The organism is Streptococcus hillyeri (genome assembly GCF_041081565.1).
GTDB lineage: Bacteria > Bacillota > Bacilli > Lactobacillales > Streptococcaceae > Streptococcus > Streptococcus hillyeri.
In genome coordinates, this window is the sequence record NZ_CP163513.1 from 1,201,951 (window position 1) to 1,223,285 (window position 21,335).

Annotated in this window: 17 protein-coding genes; 5 read left to right on the forward strand and 12 right to left on the reverse strand. The window is 39.7% G+C overall.

All coding sequences use genetic code 11. The features are described from left to right. Nucleotides 1–17: 17 nt before the first annotated feature. Both AB6M99_RS05610 and AB6M99_RS05615 read right to left on the reverse strand, forming a co-directional pair. A complete protein-coding gene (locus AB6M99_RS05610) occupies nt 18–473 on the reverse strand; it encodes an aldo/keto reductase (RefSeq protein ID WP_369350362.1) in 456 nt (151 codons plus the stop codon). 284 nt (nt 474–757) lie between these two features. After that, nucleotides 758–2,731 carry a GTP-binding protein gene (locus tag AB6M99_RS05615; RefSeq protein WP_369351220.1) on the reverse strand — a complete coding sequence of 658 codons (1,974 nt, stop codon included), beginning with the start codon at nt 2,729–2,731 and terminating at the stop codon, nt 758–760. Nucleotides 2,732–3,107: 376 nt separating this feature from the next. On the opposite strand from AB6M99_RS05615, the gene AB6M99_RS05620 reads away from it, so the two are divergent. Together AB6M99_RS05620 and AB6M99_RS05625 are read left to right on the forward strand one after the other, a co-directional pair. Beyond that, complete coding sequence (locus AB6M99_RS05620) at nt 3,108–5,270, forward strand: ABC transporter substrate-binding protein/permease (protein ID WP_369351221.1); 2,163 nt, start codon at nt 3,108–3,110, stop codon at nt 5,268–5,270. After that, nucleotides 5,270–6,010 (forward strand): amino acid ABC transporter ATP-binding protein, encoded by a 741-nt coding sequence (locus AB6M99_RS05625; protein ID WP_121834685.1) that lies wholly within the window; start codon nt 5,270–5,272, stop codon nt 6,008–6,010. The genes AB6M99_RS05620 and AB6M99_RS05625 overlap by 1 nt, the downstream gene beginning before the upstream one ends. A 620-nt stretch (nt 6,011–6,630) precedes the next feature. Here the strand turns inward: AB6M99_RS05625 and ffh are convergent. From ffh to AB6M99_RS05645, 4 genes are all read right to left on the reverse strand, one after another. Next, complete coding sequence (ffh, locus tag AB6M99_RS05630; RefSeq protein ID WP_121834684.1) at nt 6,631–8,211, reverse strand: signal recognition particle protein; 1,581 nt, start codon at nt 8,209–8,211, stop codon at nt 6,631–6,633. Nucleotides 8,212–8,274: 63 nt separating this feature from the next. After that, nucleotides 8,275–8,607 (reverse strand): putative DNA-binding protein, encoded by a 333-nt coding sequence (locus AB6M99_RS05635; protein ID WP_121834683.1) that lies wholly within the window; start codon nt 8,605–8,607, stop codon nt 8,275–8,277. A gap of 324 nt (nt 8,608–8,931) precedes the next feature. Continuing rightward, a complete protein-coding gene (locus AB6M99_RS05640; protein ID WP_121834682.1) occupies nt 8,932–9,630 on the reverse strand; it encodes a GntR family transcriptional regulator in 699 nt (232 codons plus the stop codon). Between the two features lie 11 nt (nt 9,631–9,641). Next, complete coding sequence (locus tag AB6M99_RS05645; RefSeq protein WP_121834730.1) at nt 9,642–10,283, reverse strand: GNAT family N-acetyltransferase; 642 nt, start codon at nt 10,281–10,283, stop codon at nt 9,642–9,644. A 110-nt stretch (nt 10,284–10,393) separates the two neighbouring features. Here AB6M99_RS05645 and guaA point away from each other — a divergent pair, with 110 nt between their 5' ends. Continuing rightward, nucleotides 10,394–11,950 carry a glutamine-hydrolyzing GMP synthase gene (gene guaA / locus AB6M99_RS05650; protein WP_121834681.1) on the forward strand — a complete coding sequence of 519 codons (1,557 nt, stop codon included), beginning with the start codon at nt 10,394–10,396 and terminating at the stop codon, nt 11,948–11,950. Between the two features lie 208 nt (nt 11,951–12,158). Here the strand turns inward: guaA and AB6M99_RS05655 are convergent, their stop codons facing one another. Further along, nucleotides 12,159–12,905: a class A sortase gene (locus AB6M99_RS05655; RefSeq protein ID WP_121834729.1), complete on the reverse strand. Its 747-nt coding sequence runs from the start codon at nt 12,903–12,905 to the stop codon at nt 12,159–12,161. Further along, the gene (gene gyrA, locus AB6M99_RS05660) at nt 12,883–15,339 is read right to left on the reverse strand and encodes a DNA gyrase subunit A (protein ID WP_121834680.1); all 2,457 of its coding nucleotides are present in this window, start codon (nt 15,337–15,339) and stop codon (nt 12,883–12,885) included. The genes AB6M99_RS05655 and gyrA overlap by 23 nt, the downstream gene beginning before the upstream one ends. Before the next feature lie 190 nt (nt 15,340–15,529). On the opposite strand from gyrA, the gene AB6M99_RS05665 reads away from it, so the two are divergent. After that, nucleotides 15,530–16,513 carry an L-lactate dehydrogenase gene (locus AB6M99_RS05665; protein ID WP_121834679.1) on the forward strand — a complete coding sequence of 328 codons (984 nt, stop codon included), beginning with the start codon at nt 15,530–15,532 and terminating at the stop codon, nt 16,511–16,513. A gap of 273 nt (nt 16,514–16,786) precedes the next feature. Next, on the forward strand, nt 16,787–17,137 hold the full coding sequence (locus tag AB6M99_RS05670; protein ID WP_183121641.1) for a hypothetical protein: 351 nt from the start codon (nt 16,787–16,789) through the stop codon (nt 17,135–17,137). Between the two features lie 232 nt (nt 17,138–17,369). Here the strand turns inward: AB6M99_RS05670 and AB6M99_RS05675 are convergent, their stop codons facing one another. The 4 genes from AB6M99_RS05675 to AB6M99_RS05690 all read right to left on the reverse strand — a co-directional run bounded on the left by AB6M99_RS05675 (nt 17,370) and on the right by AB6M99_RS05690 (nt 21,333). Beyond that, a complete protein-coding gene (locus AB6M99_RS05675; RefSeq protein ID WP_121834678.1) occupies nt 17,370–17,660 on the reverse strand; it encodes a hypothetical protein in 291 nt (96 codons plus the stop codon). Nucleotides 17,661–17,678: 18 nt separating this feature from the next. Next, entirely contained in the window at nt 17,679–18,227 is a 549-nt protein-coding gene (locus tag AB6M99_RS05680; protein ID WP_121834677.1) for a hypothetical protein, read from the reverse strand. Nucleotides 18,228–18,320: 93 nt separating this feature from the next. After that, the gene (nox, locus tag AB6M99_RS05685; RefSeq protein WP_121834676.1) at nt 18,321–19,691 is read right to left on the reverse strand and encodes a H2O-forming NADH oxidase; all 1,371 of its coding nucleotides are present in this window, start codon (nt 19,689–19,691) and stop codon (nt 18,321–18,323) included. A gap of 688 nt (nt 19,692–20,379) precedes the next feature. Continuing rightward, nucleotides 20,380–21,333 carry an ABC transporter permease gene (locus AB6M99_RS05690; protein ID WP_121834675.1) on the reverse strand — a complete coding sequence of 318 codons (954 nt, stop codon included), beginning with the start codon at nt 21,331–21,333 and terminating at the stop codon, nt 20,380–20,382. Between the last annotated feature and the right edge of the window lie 2 nt (nt 21,334–21,335).

The window sequence follows — 21,335 nt, forward strand, 5'->3', positions numbered from 1 at the left end:
CAATTGATCACCTGAATTCACTTGACCTGATGCTTCGACACACCAATCCGTTTCACACGCCCTGATTTAACTAAATCTGCTAAAAACGGTGTCCAACGTTCAACATCAGCTGCGTTATGAATCCAATAAATGTCAATATCGTCTGTTCCCAGACGCTTAAGACTGCCTTCTAACATATCTGCGACTGGATTTTCTTTGGTATCATCCTGCATTCCTGGTGTAAATTTGTCAGATAGGACGACTTCTGACCGGTCATATTGGCTCACTAACTCACCTAGAATCCTCTCAGATTCTCCATTAGCATAGGCAAAGGCAGTATCAAAGGTGTTGAGACCATTTTCCATAGCAACCGAAAAAACATCTTTCAAGTCAGTCGTATCAAGATGATTGCCAAAAACCACATTACCACCAGCAAATCCTCCAGTTCCCCAAGACCATGTTCCAAGTACGATTGATGCGGTATGTTTTGTCATTTTATTTCTCCTTTTTTGTTGATGGTGATAGTGTACCACTTGTAGTTGACTACAAGTCAAGTGTTTTTTTATGTAAAAATAAGTGAGACAAAAGTCATGCTTCCAAAATCAGGACTTTTACCTCACTCTCTTTTATACATTAATCGGTATGATCTAACATTTATCTTTTTAAAATAGATATCTGCAAATGATCATTTTTATACCTAAATAGCTAAATTTTACGTAGCAAAAACTCTGACAACAGATAACTATATTATCTTTTTATCAATTATTTCACTACCTATTTAGCCACTCATCGCACTCCGTTTGACTAGAATCCATTTATCACGATCTCTTGGATCAACACCTCGACGTTTACCGATAGCACCATCTTCTAGACGGCAGGGTTGATAACCATCAAAACGGACTGATAGCACCGCTTTTCCAGAAGACAAAGACGCTAAACGAATCGGATAATCAAGGCTAGTAGCCACAGGGACTCTCGCTTCTAGAGTACAAATCCCCTCTGAAATTTGTGGCGCCCCATAAGTGGCACGCATCTGGATCAAGTCTCCGATAATTTTACCAATTAGACTTTCATCAGCAGTAATACGCCATTTCTGCATAGGCTCAAGCAAAGTCATACCGGCATTCTGTAGACCATCTATTACAGCTAGAGGAGTTGCCAAGAAAAAATCTAATGGATGTGTGTGCATACGGTGATGTTCTCCACCAATCAAGGTAACTTTAATATCTGTTACTTCCCAATTATAAACACCCTGCTTAAGAGCGCGTGGTAATTCTGCCGCAATGTGGGATTGGTATTTATAATGCATGTCATCATCTGATACAATTGACTCAAATTCAATGCCAGAACCTATTGGTAGAGGCTCAATTTTCAAATCAATAACAGCCCAACAAGGTTTTGGCATGGTGTAGACTTCATGACCATAGCCAATTCCAGTTGGTGTTTCTTTATAAATCACCGTTGGTTGGGTAAAGGTGACCTCCAAACCATATCGCTCTTGAACCATTTGACTTAGAATTTCCAGTTGGATACGACCTGTTATCGTTATGTTTAGTTCACGTGTTTCTAAATCATAGGTACTATTAAGTTGTGGATCCTCAGCAGATAATTCACGAAAAGCCTCTATCACTTCAGGCGTAGCAGGCGAAACCCCAACTTCTAAAAGTGGAATAGCCAAAGGATAACTAATATGAGTTGGTTTCTGTCCAATAATATCACCGACTTCTGCGTCTGCCAAACCACAAAGTGCTACAACATCACCTGCAATAGCTTCTGATAAATCGTTAAATTTTTCACCTTGATATCTTCTAATTTGAGTCACTTTTGGGGCATACTTAGGCTCTTCTTCTATTGAATCATTTCTAAATTTAGAAATAGAAACACTGTCACGCACCTTAATTTTGCCACCAAAAAGTCTAACATGAGCTAAACGTCCCATGGTTTTATCATGGGAAATTCGCCAAACAATTCCTGATAATTTTTCTGACTGTTCTGCTATATTTTTTGACAAAAAATAATCTGAAGACAAGGCATTTAGTAGCGTATCAACACCAACATCATGAAGGCTACTTCCAAAAACAACGGGAACAAGTTCTCTTTTCCTAATAGCTTCTTTCAAGGTTGCTAAAACGTGATGCTCAGATAATTCCTTGCCATCTAAATAGGCTTCTAGCAACTCCTCATCAAAATCTGCTGAAACTTCTTGCCAAATAGTAGATGATGGGGTTAGACCTTGGCAGGTTGCTTCACGCGTTTCTTCAGCTAGGATTTGATTAAGGGGCAAAAGATGAGGAGTAAAGGTCTCTCGAATTTTTTTCATTACGGCTTGACTGTCACTCCCAACACGGTCAATTTTATTGATAAAAATAACGATATTAGTTCCTTGAGCTTTTAATGCTTCATAAAGCACTTCTGTCTGAGCTTGAATCCCTTCTACCGCAGAAATAACTAAAACTGCTGTATCAAGAACAGACAAGGCACGTTCAACTTCAGATACAAAATCAACGTGTCCAGGTGTATCCAACAAATTAAGACGAACATCATTATGAATAAAACTAACCAATGCAGCTTTGACAGAGATTCCTCGTTCTTTTTCCACTTGTAAATTATCAGTCAAAGCAGTACCTTCATCAACTTTTCCTAATTGGCGAGTCACACCTGCATGATACAAAAGGCTTTCAGTTAAGGTTGTCTTACTCGCATCAACGTGAGCAACTAGACCAACATTCATAATAGATTTAAAATCGGGCATAACTCCTCCTTTATTATTTGATTTCTCCATGACCAAATATCTCTCATTATGCAAAAATGCTATGTTGTATATCTAATACCATCCTAAAAAATGATGCAAAGCAACTTCAGGTTCTGGAAAAATCTTTATAGCCATAAGAACTAATAGAGCCACTGTTAATAATGTTAATAATATTTTTTTCATAATGACATTATAGCCAAAAAATAACTAGGATACCATTAACAGCTTTATTAGATTAAACAAATTAAAAGGTTATCATATAACGAGATTTCTGCTTTTTATGTCACATAATCTAACATATAAAAGAGGTGAGATTTGCTTTTGATTTTCTTTTTTGATATAATAGTCTTTAATTTTACAAAAAGGAGTTCTCTGTATGATGAAAAAAATGCAATTATTGATGGCAAGTTTTCTGTCATTGTTCCTTCTATTTGGAGGTGCAACCATCCTTGCTGATACCGTTGATGTGGTTTCAGACACTGCCTATGCTCCCTTTGAATTTAGGGATGCTGACCAAACTTACAAAGGCATTGACGTCGATATTATCACTGAAGTCGCTAAACGTTCTGGCTGGGATTTAAACATGTCCTACCCTGGTTTTGATGCAGCAGTCAATGCTGTCCAAGCTGGACAAGCTGACGCTTTGATGGCAGGAACGACTATCACTGATGCCCGTAAAAAAGTCTTTACCTTCTCAGACCCTTACTACGATACTAAAATTGTCGTTTACACACGCGCTGATCAAAAAGTATCTTCCTATAAAGAATTATCAGGAAAAGTTGTCGGAGTCAAAAATGGTACTGCTGCGCAAGCTTTTCTTGAAAAAAACAAAGACAAGTATAACTTCACAATCAAAACCTTTGATACCAGTGATTTAATGAATAACAGCCTTGACACTGGATCTGTCTTTGCGGCTATGGATGACCAACCAGTCGTTGAATATGCCATTAAACAAGGTAAAAACTATGCCATTAATATCGCAGGTGAATCTATCGGTTCCTTTGGTTTTTCCGTTAAAAAAGGCTCTGAGTATGAGTATCTTGTTAAAGATTTCAATACTGCTCTTGCTGCAATGAAAAAAGACGGTACTTACGATACGATTATGAATAAATGGCTTGGGGCTGATACCTCTAAATTAGCCTCAACAGGAGATAGTTCTGCTAAAGCAACACCTGTTAAATCATCTTATAAAATCGTTGCTGATTCATCATTTGCACCCTTTGAATTTCAAGATGACAGTGGTAACTACGTCGGTATTGATATCGAGCTAATCAAAGCAATCGCTAAACAACAAGATTTCACCATTGAAATTACCAACCCTGGCTTCAATGCAGCCTTAAATGCTGTTCAAGCTGGACAAGCTGACGCTGTTATTGCTGGTATGTCTATCACAGATGCCCGTCGCGAAATCTTTGATTTTTCAGACCCTTACTACACTTCTAACATTTTACTCGCTGTCAAAAAAGGGACAGTCGTTAAAGAATACGCTGATCTCTCAGGAAAAACAGTCGCCGCCAAAAACGGTACAGCTTCTTACAATTTCTTAGAAAAGCATGAAAAAGAGTATGGCTATAAACTAAAAGCCTTCGATGAAGCATCAACCATGTATGATAGCTTGAACTCAGGTTCAGTTGATGCCCTCATGGATGATGAAGCAGTTCTCAAATATGCCATCCAACAAGGACGAGATTTTGACACACCACTAGCTGGGGAAAAATCTGGGGAATACGGATTTGCCGTAAAAACTGGTACAAATCCAGAACTCCTTGCTATGTTTAACAATGGTCTAGCTGTCTTAAAAGAATCTGGTGAATACGATAACATCATCAATAAATACCTTGGTTCAAACAACAGCACTACTGCTGTCGATGAGACAACGATTTCAGGTCTTCTCTCAAACAACTATAGCCAACTCTTATCAGGACTTTGGACAACCCTTAGCTTAACCCTCATTTCCTTTGCTATCGCTACCCTTATTGGTATCCTATTTGGTATGATGAGCGTTGCACCAAGTAGAGTTCTGAGAACCATTGCTAGCATTTTCGTTGATGTGGTCCGCGGTATTCCTCTTATGATTGTGGCTGCTTTCATTTTCTGGGGAATTCCTAATCTTATTCAAAGCTTAACAGGCCAACAATCCCCTATCAATGACTTCTTTGCTGCTACGATTGCCCTTTCGTTAAATGGCGGAGCTTATATTGCCGAAATCGTTCGAGGTGGTATCGAAGCCGTTGATAAAGGTCAAATGGAGGCCAGCCGAAGCCTTGGTATTCCATATAAAACAACCATGCGTAAAGTCATTTTACCTCAAGCTGTCAAATTGATGTTGCCAAACTTCATCAACCAGTTTGTTATCTCACTCAAAGATACTACTATTGTCTCTGCAATCGGGCTTGTTGAACTCTTCCAAACAGGTAAAATTATCATCGCTAGAAACTACCAATCTTTCCGCATGTATGCTATCCTAGCAGTAATGTATTTAGTAATCATTACACTGCTTACCCGCTTGGCAAAACACTTAGAAAAGAGGACTAAATAATGGCTGAATTGAAAATTGATGTACAAGACCTCCACAAATATTATGGAAAAAATGAGGTTCTAAAAGGCATTGATGCCAAATTCTATGAAGGCGATGTGGTTTGCATCATTGGTCCTTCTGGTTCTGGTAAATCAACTTTCTTACGAACACTCAACCTACTTGAAACCATTACATCAGGTAAAGTTGTCGTAGACGGATTCGAACTATCTGACCCTAAAACAAATATCGACCGTGCACGTGAAAATATCGGAATGGTATTCCAACACTTTAACCTCTTTCCGCACATGACTGTTCTAGAAAATATCATTTTCGCTCCTGTCGAATTAGGAAAACAAACCAAGACAGAGGCTGAAAAACTAGGAATGGAACTCTTAGAAAAAGTCGGTTTAGCTGATAAAGCTAACGCCATGCCTACTAGCCTATCTGGTGGTCAAAAACAACGTGTTGCGATTGCTCGTTCCCTCGCTATGAATCCAGATATCATGCTCTTTGATGAACCAACTTCTGCCCTTGACCCAGAAATGGTCGGTGACGTTTTAAACGTTATGAAAGACCTTGCTGAACAAGGAATGACCATGCTCATCGTAACTCATGAAATGGGATTTGCTCGCAAAGTTGCCAACCGTGTCATCTTTACCGACGGTGGTCAGTTCCTCGAAGACGGGACACCAGAAGAAATCTTTGACCATCCAAAACACCCACGCCTTATCGAATTTTTAGATAAAGTCTTAAACGTTTAAAAGAAGTTCATCCCGAACTTCTTTTTTATGTTGTAAAGTCAATTAGTTTTTATTTAGTATTTTTGTTAGCACTTCTCCTAATGTGGTGTGGGGCGCTCAAAAGGTCTGGGAGACCTTTTGAGGTGGGAAATGAAGCTGACGAAGTCAACATCAAAACCTCCTACGGAGTTTCATTGCTAGATTTGAGCTTATCTCTATCGCAGTAGATGATTGGATGTACTTGTCGACTACTCGACAGCGTCCACCCTAATCATCCTTGCGGGGGAACTACTACGAAATTGACTTTCAATTTCTGTAGTTCTCCCAAAAATCCGTTCTTATCAAGCCAATTACCCTCACTTTTTAATTTCTAAGCTCAGGCTGAAACTGTCCACTGGACAGTTTCACTAATAAGAATACCACTATAGCGAAAGAAACATTTTTTCTCGTTACGCTCGTCACCATCTCAACGATATTAGTGGTTCTAAAATTCTAATTTTGATTTTGGATGAGTATTAGGTGGACTCTTGAAAATATAGAAGTGGCCAATTGCAGACTTTCAATCAACCACTGCTGCATTCTGTTATTACTATAAAAAAATAAGGCTGGGAAAATCACACATACTCCCAGCCTCTCTTTGGTTATTTACGCTTCTTCTTCGCTTTTTTGAGTTTGTTGGCTTGGCGTTTCATCATTTGCTTCATGGCAAATTGCCCAACTTTTCCTTTGAGGCCACCACCAAACATTTGGCTCATATCCGGCATGCCTGCGCCACCCAGAGCTGATAAATCAGGCAATCCTGAACCTCCCATCATGCTCTCTAAAGCAGACATGTCCATGCCACTCATATCTGGCATATTTGGCAAGTTCTTAGGAAGATTGTTAGGATTGATGCCCATTTGACGCATCATCTTATCCATATCACCTGACATGACACCTTGCATCATGGACTTAGCTTGGTTGAAATCTTTAATGAACTTATTGACTTCCACAAAGCTATTTCCAGAACCATTGGCAATACGGCGACGGCGACTCGGTGTCAGTAAATCTGGATTTTCACGCTCTGCTGGTGTCATTGACGATACAATGGCACGTTTGCGAGCGATTTCTCTTTCATCCACTTTCAGGTTTGCCAAGGCAGGATTGCCAGCCATCCCAGGTAGCATTTTAAGAAGGTCTTCCATCGGTCCCATGTTTTGGACTTGGTCCAGTTGCTCAATGAAATCATTGAAATCAAAGGTGTTTTCACGCATCTTCTCAGCAAGCTCAGCTGATTTTTGCATGTCGTATTCTTGAGAAGCCTTTTCAATCAGGGTCAACAAATCACCCATGCCCAAAATACGGCTAGCCATACGATCTGGGTGGAAGGTTTCAATGTCGGTAATCTTTTCACCAGTACCTGTAAACTTGATTGGCTTCCCTGTGATTTCACGGATTGAAAGGGCAGCACCACCACGGGTATCACCGTCAATCTTGGTTAAGATAACCCCTGTCACTTCCAATTGCTCATTAAACTCACGCGCAACATTGGCAGCTTCTTGACCAATCATGCTATCAACAACCAAAAGGATTTCATGTGGTTGCGCTAATGCTTTGACATCGCGCAATTCCTGCATGAGTTTTTCATCAATTTGGAGACGACCAGCGGTATCGATGAGAACATAATCATTGTGATTCTCACGCGCTTTTTCTAAACCTTGGCGCACAATTTCAACAGCCGGTGTATCAGTCCCCATATCAAAGACAGGGACACCGATTTGCCCACCCAGAGTTTTAAGTTGATCTATCGCAGCTGGACGATAGATATCCGCTGCAATCATCAACGGACGAGCATTTTCTTCCTTGATAAGCTTGTTTGCCAGTTTACCAGCAAAGGTTGTCTTACCAGCACCTTGAAGACCAACCATCATGATAATGGTTGGAATTTTAGGGGATTTTTCAATTTCTGCCGTTTCAGAACCTAAAATGGCTGTTAATTCTTCATTAACAATCTTGATGATTTGTTGAGACGCATCCAAGGTTTCGATAATCTCATGACCAACAGCACGCTCACGAACACGCTTAATAAACGTCTTAACAACCGGAAGTGCAACGTCCGCCTCAAGGAGTGCCAGACGAATTTCTTTTGTAACGTCTTGAACTTCTTTTTCCGTTAGCTTTCCTTTACGACGTAGATTTTTAAACACGCCTTGCAAGCGTTGTGTTAGACTTTCAAATGCCATCTGTTTTTATTTCTCTCCTTTTTTCTTCTCGCTCTTGCTGGCTACATAAGCTCAACAACCAGCTTAATCTCTATTATCAATACTCATTAAAATAGCGATTTTTTCTTGCAAATAGTCATCGTTTGCATATTTCTCAGTCATCTCATCAAAGATTTCACTACGCACAATATAATCAGAATACATGTGCAGTTTCATTTCATAATCCTCTAGAATTCTCTCTGTACGCTTAATATTGTCATAGACAGCTTGCCGACTGACCCCAAACTCTTCAGCGATTTCTGCCAAGCTGTAATCATCTGCGTAATAGAGTTCAATATAATTCATTTGCTTATCTGTTAAAAGCGCTGCATAAAACTCAAAAAGAGCGTTCATTCGATTGGTTTTTTCAATTTCCATATCCTATATTTTACCATAATATCTAGGATTTTAATAGGGGAAATGGCAGAGCTTTTGAGCTGTACCACCATGAACACTCTAGTTTAGACAAGGTAAACACTGGAATAGCTAACCAGCTATCCTGATTGCAAAGCTCAAGGTACTCACAAATAGCATGGCGCCCAAAAACCACTACATCACCTATAAAAATCACACAATCTAAAATACCTTATTTCCAACCTTGAGCATTAACGCAATACTATCTTCAGTAGTCGTTTCTCCCACAGATACCACCATATATGCGGATATATCGTTACAAATCAATCATAATTTGACTGGTGTCACCTAATTGTTTTCTAGGTAGAACTCAAATCGATCGCCTACATACTGACTTCTCACATATTCAAATGGGCGATTATCTGTGAAATAGGAAACTTGTGTGAGTGCTAAAATAGCATGACCTTTAGCAATCGAAAGATAATCTGCCACGCGCTCACTGGCAATTTTAGCTGAAATCACTTGCTGACTTTTGCCAATTTCATAGCCATTATCCGTTAAGGTTTTAAAAAAATGTTCCGTAATGGCTCGTCGTTCAACATTACGAATCAGTTCCTCAGGAATAGAAGCCACTTCATAGACAACAGGAACATTATCCGCATACCGTACCCGCTCCATTCGAATCACATAGTCCGTTTTCTTCAGCTGCAGACGGTCCATTTCCGTCTGGCTCGCCAGTTTCTTTTGATAAGAAATAACTTTCGTAGAAGGGGTCTTCCCTTGCGCTGTCACAATCTCGGTAAACGATGTGGTACCACGCATTTTTTCCTGAACCCATCTGCTGGCCACATAGGTGCCGCTTCCTACTCTCCGTTCTAAGATACCTTCATCAACCAGTAAAGTAATCGCTTGACGAAGCGTCATTCGGCTAACGGAAAAATCATCTGCCAAGTCACGCTCGCTAGGCAGACGGTCTCCAATCTTCCAAATGCCTTTATCAATCTGCTCCTTCAATGCATCGTGAATACTAATATAGGCTGGCGCCATCGCTTTTCCTCCTAATGATATCGCTTGAGGTAGGTGCGTTCTTCATAGACCTCCTCAATCTCAAACAACTCCAAATCTGTCTCTTTAGCGACAATATAATGCCCCTCGCGCTGATAGTATGGCAACTCCCCATCTTCAGTAACAAATGCTAGTCGCTTCTGATCTGGTAACACCTGAAAAGTGAATGATTGATCCTGTGATTTTGGTGTTCCTACAACCAGCCAGTCACGACAGATGACTTCTGCTCCCCATTTCTGATAAAGGTGGTTCGCTTTTTCATCGCCTCTTGTAAAAATGGCTAGCGCTTCAACCCCTTTTTCTCGAAGAAGAATCTCAGCTCGTTCAAATAATTGATTTGCGATGCCCTGCCCCTGATAATCTGGATGGACAGCTAAATTAGCAAAATAAGCGACTTTGTCACAGGAATAATAGGCATATGCTCTGCTATTTTCCCTAGAATAAATCCCAATATCTAGCAGACCAACAACAGTATCTCCCTCTAAAGCAACGAGTTCAATGCTGTCTTCGTAAAAATCCGTAAAGTTATCCTTAGTACGGCTGATATCATCAAAAAAGTCTGAATATAAGTAAGAAAGGGCTTTACAATAGACCCAACTTTTTTCATATTGGTTCTCAAAAGGTTTAATCGTTATCATAAGATTAGTTTACCATATTTAATAAAAAAAGGACTGCAAAAAACCAGAATTTATGCTAGAATAATAGAAACCGTCTATAACATCTGACGTAAAAAGAAAGGGAATCCATGACTGAAACGTTGACTGATGTTCAAAAAATCATCGTTCTCGATTACGGTAGCCAGTACAATCAACTGATTGCGCGTCGTATCCGTGAATTTGGTGTTTTTTCAGAACTTAAAAGCCATAAAATTACAGCAGATGAGCTTCGTGCCATCAATCCTATCGGAATCGTCCTCTCAGGAGGTCCTAACTCTGTCTACGCTGACAATGCCTTTGGTATTGACAAAGATATTTTTGAGCTTGGGATTCCCATTTTAGGAATCTGTTATGGTATGCAATTGATCACACATACCCTTGGAGGGAAAGTGGTCCCAGCAGGTGAAGCTGGTAACCGTGAGTATGGTCAATCTACACTACGTCTTCGTGCCGAATCTAAGCTATTTGCTGGAACACCTGAAGAACAACTTGTTTTGATGAGTCATGGTGATGCCGTCACTGAGATTCCAGAAGGTTTCCACTTGGTTGGTGACTCTGCTGACTGCCCGTTTGCTGCGATGGAAAACACTGAGAAAAACTTCTACGGTATCCAATTCCACCCAGAAGTTCGTCACTCCGTTTACGGTAATGACATGCTTCGCAATTTTGCGGTAAACATCTGCGGTGCGCGTGGTGACTGGTCAATGGATAACTTCATCGACATGGAAATCGCTAAAATCCGTGAAACAGTTGGAGACAAAAAAGTTCTCCTTGGTCTTTCAGGTGGGGTAGATTCATCAGTCGTTGGTGTCCTTCTGCAACGTGCGATTGGTGATCAGTTAACATGTATCTTCGTTGACCACGGCCTTCTTCGTAAGAATGAAGGCGACCAAGTTATGGAAATGCTTGGTGGCAAATTCGGTCTTAATATTATCCGTGTTGATGCCGCAGAACGCTTCTTGAGTCTTTTAGCAGGTGTTGATGATCCTGAGAAAAAACGTAAAATTATTGGTAATGAGTTTGTTTACGTCTTTGACGATGAAGCAAGTAAACTCACCGATGTTGATTTCTTAGCACAAGGTACCCTTTACACAGATATCATCGAATCAGGTACTGAAACTGCCGAAACCATCAAATCTCACCACAACGTTGGTGGACTTCCTGAAGATATGCAGTTCAAACTCATTGAGCCACTCAACACCTTGTTTAAAGATGAAGTACGCGCACTTGGTACTGCACTTGGCATGCCAGATGAAGTTGTTTGGCGCCAGCCATTCCCAGGACCAGGTCTTGCAATTCGTGTGATGGGTGAAATCACTGAAGAAAAACTTGAAACGGTTCGTGAATCAGATGCTATCCTTCGTGAAGAAATTGCAAAAGCAGGCCTTGACCGCGATGTATGGCAGTACTTCACTGTAAACACTGGTGTCCGTTCTGTTGGGGTTATGGGTGACGGTCGTACCTACGACTACACCATCGCTATCCGTGCCATCACTTCTATCGACGGCATGACAGCTGATTTTGCGCAACTCCCTTGGGACGTTCTTAAGAAAATCTCAACCCGAATCGTAAACGAAGTTGACCACGTTAACCGTATCGTCTATGATATCACAAGTAAACCACCTGCAACTGTTGAGTGGGAGTAAAGATTAGTAATTATCTTTAACTCAATAATAGAGATATAACCCCCTGCATGAATCATGTAGGGGATTGTTTATAAATTTCAGCATTCGTAGATGCGATAAGTTTATTATGTTGATCTGATTAACGGAATTTTCCCCATATACACAAAAAATGGTTCCTACTTCTAATAAGTAAGAACCGTTTTTTATTACCTTATTTCAATCATGTAACTCACCAAGCAACTTGGTTATAATTTTGTTCAAAAGATTTGAGAATCGATTTATCCGCATCATTAAATGCCACTTGTGTTTCAAGCAAACCTTTCACAATTGTACGTTGTGTTGCCTCAGCATCTGTACAAGTTACTAGTGTGATTTCGTTGACACCTTCATGATCTTCTAGGACATAAATAGCCTCTGGTTCAACGATTTCTACACTGTTAATCACATAAGTGTAAATAAATTCTTTGTCAGTCAGATAGATTTTCATACCATTTTGAGCTCTCTCAAGTGGTGAAAACAGCATATCTGAAGCACCGACCATCGAAAAAATATGATGGCTAGCCAGCGTATAATTGCCTTGTCCCATAACCTGACTTTCTTTCATGGTACCTGCACCATAAGATAATTCAGTGTTACCGAGACCTTTAAAAATAGGCAAATTAATTTTTAAATCTGGTATAGCTATACCACCTATTACAGGTAGAAGCTGTGCTTCCATTTGAGATTTTAAAATGGATTCTGTTGAGACAGATTCAACTGCTGAGAAATCAAAACTCGCTTCTTTTTCCTTATTCTTTTTGATGGTCTCCTTTGAAACTTGAGAAACTTGATATTTATTAGAATTCCAAGCAATCAAAGTATTTCGAATGGATTTATTAAATACCAATGCTAAACCAACAATAAACAAAAGAACAATTAGGGTGTTGTGTAAAAACGTTTTAAAGGTTTTCTTTTTATTCCGTCTCATCAGCACCATCCTCATCTGTAGCTCCAGATTTCACTAAAGCAAAGGTCACAATTTTAGCTTGTTCATCCAAACGCATCACTTTAACACCTTGGGTTGAACGTCCTGTCTGAGAGATATTTTCAATGCCTGTGCGGATCATGACGCCAGTATCGGTGATAATCATAATATCCTCATCACCACTAACTGTGACAAGCCCAGCAAGTGGTCCATTTTTCTCAGTAATATTAGCAGTTTTAATCCCTTTACCGCCACGACCTTTAGTTGGATATTCGCTTGCAGCGGTACGTTTACCATAACCTTTTTCAGTGATGACAAGAACTTCCTGATCTTGAGCAATAGCTGACGCACCAACAACGATATCTCCATCGCGTAGGGTAATCCCTTTAACACCTGTTGCAACACGGCTCATGCTTCGCACACTATCCTCACGGAAACGAACAGAGTAACCTGTTTTCGTACCAATGATAATGTCATCTTGTCCATTCGTTAAAATCACATTAATCAATTGATCATCATCTCGTAAGCCCAAGGCTTTCAAACCATTTTGACGAATGTTATTAAACTCAGAAACACTTGTACGTTTGACAATCCCTTGTTGGGTGATGAAGAAGAAATGCTTATCTTTGAAGTCTTCTTTCGTTAAATTAATCACCGTCTGGATAGTTTCCCCTTCATCAAGCTTCAAAAGATTGATAATAGGAAGACCTTTTGCGGTACGACCATATTCTGGGATTTCGTAAGCTTTTAGGCGGTAAACACGTCCCATATTCGTAAAGAACAACAAGTGGTCATGTGTCGAGGTAGATACCAAATCTTTGACAAAGTCATCATCATTAACACCTGTTCCTTGAACACCACGTCCACCACGTTTTTGGGCACGGAATTCATCCTGAGCCAAGCATTTGATGTAACCTTTGTTAGATAAAGTGATGAGAACATCTTCTTCTTCGATAAGATCTTCGTCTTCTAGTGACAATACCTCACCGACCATAAGCTCTGTACGACGATCATCAGCATATTTACGCTTGGTTTCATCCAATTCTTCTTTGATAATTGTCGCAACACGTTCAGGCTTAGCCAAAATATCAGCCAAATCTGCAATTAAAGTCAACAAATCATCATATTCAGATTGAATTTTATCGCGTTCCAATCCTGTCAAACGACGCAGACGCATATCCAAAATCGCCTGACTTTGACGCTCTGACAACTCAAAACGACTCATCAGCTCTGCTTGTGCCTCGGCATCAGTCTGACTACCACGGATAATCGCAATCACTTCATCAAGGTGATCAAGTGCGACTAACAATCCTTCTAAGATATGTGCACGCGCTTCTGCTTTCTCTTTATCAAAACGCGTCCGACGAACAATCACTTCTTTTTGGTGAGCAATATAATTGTCAATAATCTGACGTAGGGAGAGAATTTTTGGCACTCCCTTTTCAATAGCCAACATATTGAAACTAAAGTTTGTCTGCAAACTTGTTAGTTTAAACAGATTATTTAAAATCACATTAGCTGACGCATCACGACGAACTTCAATGACAAAACGAACACCTTCACGACTCGATTCATCACGAACAGCTGTGATTCCTTCAATGCGTTTTTCCTGTGCCAAACGAACAATATGCTCGTGAACCTTTGTTTTATTGACACCATACGGAAACTCTGTGACAACAATGCGTTCACGACCAGTCTTAGTCAATTCAATTTCTGTACGAGAACGTAAAACAATTGATCCTTTACCGGTTTCATAGGCACGATGAATACCTGATTTCCCCATAACAAGAGCCCCTGTTGGGAAGTCTGGACCAGGCATTACTTCCATCAAATCACGTGTTGTGACTTCTGGATTATCCATTACTAATTTAACCGCATCAATGGATTCTCCAAGGTTATGCGGTGGAATGTTGGTTGCCATACCAACAGCGATACCTGTCGCTCCATTAACGAGAAGATTAGGAAATCGTGCCGGTAACACTAGTGGCTCACGTTCAGAACCATCATAGTTATCCTGAAAATCAACCGTGTTCTTATTGATGTCACGGAGCATTTCTAGAGCGATTTTGCTCATGCGCGCTTCCGTATAACGTTGAGCGGCCGCACCATCTCCATCCATAGAACCAAAGTTTCCATGACCATCAACCAACATGTGACGATAACTCCACCACTGAGCCATACGAACCATAGCTTCATAGATAGAACTGTCACCGTGCGGGTGATATTTACCCATAACATCCCCGGTAATACGGGCCGATTTTTTATGAGGTTTATCTGGAGTAACACCAAGTTCGTTCATCCCGTACAAAATACGGCGATGTACCGGTTTTAGACCATCACGAACATCAGGTAGGGCACGTGCCACAATAACGCTCATCGCATAGTCAATAAAACTCGTCTTCATCTCACTCGTTAGATTAACATCTACCAAGTTTTTATCTTGCATGTACATGCCTCTTTTCTTTTCAAAAGTCTTTATTATTATATCATAAATTCCTTGGAAAATCTGTATTGGTATCGCTTTCTGTAAGCAATTTTCATTTTTCTTCTTTCTTCCGTGACAAACAGCAAAGAACATGGTAGAATAGTTAGATGTATGGGAATTCCCCAAAGAAAAAAATAAGGAGACGTTTAGCATGACTTTAACTAAACAACACAAAAAAGTTATCCTTGTCGGTGACGGTGCCGTAGGTTCATCTTACGCTTTTGCTTTGGTAACACAAAACATCGGTCAAGAGCTTGGAATTATTGATATTTTCAAAGAAAAAACTCAAGGTGATGCAGAAGATTTAAGCCACGCATTGGCATTTACTTCACCTAAAAAAATCTATGCAGCTGATTACTCAGACTGCCACGATGCTGACCTTGTTGTCTTGACAGCTGGTGCTCCTCAAAAACCAGGTGAAACTCGTCTTGACCTTGTTGAGAAAAACTTGCGTATCAACAAAGAAGTTGTTACTCAAATCGTTGCATCAGGTTTCAACGGTATCTTCCTTGTAGCCGCTAACCCAGTTGACGTTTTAACTTACTCAACTTGGAAATTCTCAGGATTCCCTAAAGAGCGCGTTATCGGTTCAGGTACTTCTCTTGACTCAGCACGTTTCCGTCAAGCACTTGCTGATAAAATCGGTATCGATGCTCGTTCTGTCCACGCTTACATCATGGGTGAACACGGTGACTCAGAATTTGCCGTTTGGTCACACGCTAACGTTGCCGGTGTAAAACTTTACGACTGGTTGCAAGCTAACCGTGATATCGATGAGCAAGGTCTTGTTGATCTCTTCATCTCTGTTCGTGACGCTGCTTACTCAATCATCAACAAAAAAGGTGCTACTTACTACGGTATCGCAGTAGCTCTTGCTCGTATCACAAAAGCTATCTTTGATGATGAAAATGCAGTGCTTCCATTGTCAGTTTTCCAAGCTGGTCAATACAACGGTGTTGAAGATGTCTTTATCGGTCAACCAGCTATCATTGGTGCACACGGTATCGTTCGTCCAGTAAACATTCCACTTAGCGATGCTGAATTGCAAAAAATGCAAGCTTCTGCTGCTGAGTTGAAAGCTATCATTGACGAAGCATTTTCTAAAGAAGAATTTGCATCAGCTTGCAAAAACTAATCTCTGAAAAAGACTGGAATACTGCTATTCCTAGTCTTTTTTATATGTTTTAATGATTGTTCAAGCACCTACAATTAGAATCTTTTGTATCGTTAGCTTCCAATCACCAGCTGCCTCAAAGTGCTTCTATTACAATATTTCAGACGGTTTAAAGATTTTTCTTATACTAGAGGAAGCAAATATTATGAAATATTAAAGATTTCTATCTCTCGTTGACAAATACCTTCATTCATTGTATTATGTAATCAATATAAATAACTACAGAGGTCTACAATGAAAAAACGTCCAGTTTCTGAAGAGTTTAGTAAAAGATTGTTTTATCTTATGCTAATTCTCATACTTTTCTGTTATTTACTAACATTTTTTGAAAAAACTACCTTAGGACCACTTGTGCATCTTACTCCCCTATTTGTAGGGATTAGTTACGATTGGAAAGCTATTTCAAAAGAAAGTATCAAATATCTTCTAGCTACTGTAATAGTCACCCTCAGTTATCCTTGCATCATGCTGATTATTGGTTTAGGTAAGCCATTGTCTCATTATTACACCATTGTCATCTATTTTTTAATAGCAATCTATATTCTTTACTTAAATGTCAAAAAGAGAGTGGGACAGAAGTCATGATTTCGAAGAAATTGACTTCGTCGTCCCACCTCCGCACAGTTGATTAGGATGGCCGCTAACGATTGCGTAGCAAGGGTTTAGGACCTCCAATCAACCACTGCGTCAATCTGTTATTACCATTAAAAATAGAAGGTTGAGATATTTATGTCCCAACCTCTTTTTATTATTCTAATAAATCCGATAACAATATTTGGATTATTTTTAATTCAAGCACATTCATAAAAGAAACCATCTACAAAGTCTTAACATAGCAAAGATAAGTTCCTCTTTCTTTAAACCCTAAAGCTCTTAACAGCTCGCACTCCTTTTCATCACTAAAAAATAATATTTGTCGAATACCTGACTGACGTGCTTCTTCTATAAGAGTATAAAGTAACTCACGAAGAATGCTTTGAGAATCATCAGCCATTTGTTCAGCAATGACATAGCCATAAATTTCCATTTGACAATCCCCAAATGGTCTTGCCCAAAGGGCACCTTTATCAGGAAACAAATAGATTACCCAATTGTCTAATTCTTCCATCAATCGTTCAGGTGACCACTAAACATTTTCAGAGTTATCCCGTGGAAACAGAGATTGAAAGTGTAACTGATTAGAATGGCTGACACGGATAATATCTGACTTAACAGCACATGGCTCACATCTTATAAACGGTTCTTCTAACAGATTGACGACTTGAGGTGCTTCTGCAATCCACCCCTTATCCTTTAAAACTGATTGATAAGTCGCATTTCTCGCATCAATGCCAAAAAGTATCTGAAAATCTTTAAAATGTGATTCTAAGTGCTCAACCAACTCCGTAAGATGTATGTCAGCATGATAAGATAGATTTAACAGATCAACTTGCAAATACTTGTCATCAGGCAGGTAAAAATACCCAATAATCCCTTCTACTTGTCCTTCAAACTCTGCAATCAATAACCTACTATTCTCATGTTCTAATCGCCTCATCAACAATCTTTCAAAATCATCCTTAGTCTTTGTCCCATCAAAATAGGCTGGGTAACCTGATGTTAATGGATTTAAACCTAGTTGATAAAAGGTGTCACCATATCTTTTAATATCACTAAGAGTAGCTTCTCGTAGCATAATATCTCTCCATTTCTAAGACACATTATAGCATAGGGAAAAATAAGCGTCAAAAAAACCAGCCAATCGGCTGGTTTGCATGCTAATCACAAATTAGTCTTTTGCACCAAGTGCTGCCATTGTGATGTAGTTGTATGGTTTGTTGAAATGTGGCAAGAAGAAAATATCTGTCAATGCCAATTTCTCAATAGTAACACCTTCTTGGATAGCAAGTGAGAACATGTGGATACCCATAGAGATATCTTCACGTGCAGCCATTTGCGCACCAAGGATACGGCGTGAATCTTTATCGTAAACGATTTTAAGTGTTACTGGGAAGTTACCATGCTCAATGAATTCTGGTTTTTGATTGTCAGTGTATTCAGTTACAGCAGCGTTGATACCAAGGCGAGTTGCTTTTTCAAGCGTTAAACCAGTTGAAACAAGGTTAAGACCATAGATTGAAATACCGTTTGAACCTTGTACACCAATACCTTCAAGGTCAGTTCCACAGATGTTGTGAGCTGCTACGATACCTGTACGAACAGCGTTTGAAGCAAGGGCGATATAACTTGTGTCACCAGTAGCATTGTCGTAGATTGTAGCACAGTCACCGATAGCATAAACATCTGGAAGTGATGTTTGTTGGCGTTTGTTTACAAGGAATGCACCATTGCGGAAGCGCTCAATACCTTCACCTGCGAAAGCAGTGTTTGGACGGAAACCAACAGCAAGGATTACCATGTCAACATCGTATTCATTTTTATCAGTAATGATTTTTTCAACTTTACCATCACCAGCAACTTCTTTAACAGTCTCACCGAAGGCAAGTTTAATACCATGCTCTTCCATGTTTTTCGCCATAAGATCAGACAAATCACGATCATAGTAGCCAGCAAGACAAGTATCAACAACATCGATAAGAACAACTTCTTTACCTTTGCGTTGGAATGCCTCAGCAAGCTCAACACCGATATAACCAGCACCTACAACGGCAACACGGTTAATGTCTTTGTTCTCAAGTTTTTGAATAACATCTGCTGAGTTTTGGTACAATTTAACAAATTGAAGATTTTCAAGAGTTGCTTCAAATTCAAGTGAACCTTCTTTAATTTCAGCACCTTTAATTGGTGGCAAGATTGGTTGTGAACCTGTCGCAAAAAGCAATTTGTCGTAGCTTTCAACATGCTCTTTACCATTTACAAGAGCTGTAACAGTTTTAGCCTCATAATCAATAGCTGAAACTGGTGATTCCATGTAAACAGTTGCACCAAGTGATTCAAGTTCTTCTTTATCTGAGTAGAACAATCCTTCTGGACCAGAAATTTGTTCACCGATCCAAAGAGCCATACCACATCCTAAGAATGAAATATTTGAGTTTTGGTCGAAAACAACAATCTCATTAGCATCACCATAGTTTGTTAACATGGTTTTAATAGCAGCTGTACCAGCATGGTTGGCACCTACAACAACGATTTTAGACATAGTAAAATCCTCTTTCAAAAATATATTATTTTACTACTCTATTTTATCACATATTACAAGCGCTTTCCATATATTTGCTCACTATCACATGGCAAATTGAAAAAAATATTTATACTTAACAAAAATCAAAAATTACTTTTTGTTTCTTTCTTAAAAGTGCGGACGCTCCAAAGGTCTGGGAGACCTTTGGAGGTGGGAAATAAGACGAACAGAGTTCGTCACAGTCGATAAGGTTTGGGGAACCTTTTGAGGTGGGAAATATAACTGACTAAGTCAGTGTCAAAACCTCCTACGGAGTTTCATTGCTAGATTTGAGCCTCTCTATCTCAGTAGATGATTGGCTGTACTTGTCGACTACTCGACAGCGTCCAACCTAATCATCCTTGCGGGGGAACTACTACGAAATTGATTCTCAATTTCTGTAGTTCTCCCAAAAAGTCCGTTCTTATCAAGCCAATTACCCCCGCTCTTTTATTTCTGAGCTTGGGCTAAAACTGTCCACTGGACAGTTTTACTAATAAGAATACCACTATGGCGAAAGAAGCTCTGGAAAATCAATCCATTTATTGGTTCTTGATTTGATTTAAACTGCTAATTTTGATTTTGGATGAGTATTAGTCACTCCCTCCCCTACTAAATGATTTTATGTAAAAAATGAGATTAGTGTTTTACTAACCTCATTTTAGGATTATTTAGTTTTAATATAGTTAACACCATCTGCTTTTGGAGCAACAGCTTTACCAAAGAATGCTGCAAGAGCAATCACTGTAATTAGGTAAGGAGCCATTTGAAGGTAAACGGTTGGAATATTTTGTAATCCAGGCAATTGGCTTCCAATAACCGCCAAACTCTGAGAAAGTCCGAAGAAAAGACTAGCGAGCATAGCACCAAGCGGATTCCATTTACCGAAAATCACAGCTGCAAGGGCGATAAATCCAGAACCAACGATAGTCGTTGCTGAGAAGTTAATGTTCACAGATTGAGCACTTACTGCTCCACCAACTCCTCCAAGGAATCCTGCAATCATTACGCCTGCAAAACGCATTTTGTAGACATTTATCCCAAGTGTATCAGCCGCCTGAGGATGTTCCCCCACCGAACGGAGTCTAAGACCAAAACGAGTCTTATAAAGCACAAACCAAGCAGTGAAAGCTGTTAGAATAGCAACATACCCCATCAAGCTAGTATTCTTGAAGAATAGTTCACCAAGAACAGGAACATTTTCTAGCACTGGGAAAGAGAATTTACCAAATGACTGACGAATTGAGTCTGTTTGACCTTTACCGTAGATAACTTTAACGAGAAAGACTGAGAAGGCTGGTGCTAAAAGATTAAGTACTGTACCAGACACGACGTGGTCTGCTCGGAAAAGAACCGTCGCAGTGGCATGAATCAACTGGAACAAGATTCCAACAAGCCCACCAATTAATACTGCCAAAAGTGGTGTTACGCTGCCGAATTGTTCCGCAAATTCAATGTTAAATACGACACCTGCAAAGGCACCGATAACCATTGTCCCTTCAAGACCAACGTTAACAATACCTGCACGTTCAGAGAATACTCCTCCAAGACTGGTAAAAATCAAAGGTGCTGAATAGATTAACATCTGCGAAATCAATAAAGCTAATAAGTTTAAACTCATCT